This is a genomic window from Geobacillus sp. DSP4a, assembly GCF_013096875.1.
GTDB classification, from domain to species: domain Bacteria; phylum Bacillota; class Bacilli; order Bacillales; family Anoxybacillaceae; genus Geobacillus; species Geobacillus thermophilus.
Genome location: NZ_SDLD01000233.1, coordinates 1 through 382 on the forward strand (window position 1 = coordinate 1; position 382 = coordinate 382).

Annotated in this window: 1 protein-coding gene; it reads left to right on the forward strand. The window is 35.3% G+C overall.

Going from position 1 to position 382, the window contains the following annotated elements; translation table 11 throughout:
- On the forward strand, positions 1-382 hold a 382-nt coding region (locus tag ETC02_RS17145; RefSeq protein ID WP_305847210.1), incomplete at both ends, for a prephenate dehydratase domain-containing protein.

The window sequence follows — 382 nt, forward strand, 5'->3', positions numbered from 1 at the left end:
GTATTTTTCTGAAAATGAAGCTACTTTTCAACCAAAGTCAAATTTATTTGAAGTCATCAAGGCAGTTGCAGATGATGACGCAGCGATTGGTGTTGTCCCTATTGAAAAGTCTATAGAAGGAACAATCAACATTGTGGCAGATGCACTTGCACAGCAAGATGTCTTTGCACACGGTGAAATACGTTTAGATATTAACTTTGCATTATATGGTAATGGTTCGAACACCATTTCTGATATTAAAAAAGTGTATTCTATTGCACCAGCGATCAGTCAAACAACAAATTACATACATCAACATCAATTTGACTATGATTATGTCGACAGTACAATTCAAAGTTTGACTAAAATTGAAAATGGCGTTGCAGCAATTGCACCTTTAGGT